Origin of the sequence: Enterobacter sp. UNJFSC 003 (assembly GCF_036903355.1) — a bacterium.
Classification (GTDB): domain Bacteria; phylum Pseudomonadota; class Gammaproteobacteria; order Enterobacterales; family Enterobacteriaceae; genus Enterobacter.
The window spans coordinates 1-229 of the sequence record NZ_JBAKHK010000388.1; the positions used below are offsets into that span (position 1 = coordinate 1).

The window sequence follows — 229 nt, forward strand, 5'->3', positions numbered from 1 at the left end:
GCCATGTTGACCGTTCTATTGACGGCCCGGCAGCGTTTATTGAAACCAACATTGTCGGGACTTATACATTGCTTGAAGCGGCGCGGGCTTACTGGAATGCGCTAACGGAAGATAAAAAATCAGCGTTCCGTTTTCATCATATCTCCACTGACGAAGTATATGGTGACCTGCACTCGACGGATGATTTCTTCACCGAAACCACGCCGTATGCGCCGAGCAGCCCTTATTC

Annotated in this window: 1 protein-coding gene; it reads left to right on the forward strand. The window is 49.8% G+C overall.

All coding sequences use genetic code 11. The features are described 5' to 3' along the window. Positions 1-229: GDP-mannose 4,6-dehydratase (locus V5P19_RS24675; RefSeq protein ID WP_334408133.1), on the forward strand; the 229-nt coding region annotated here is incomplete at both ends.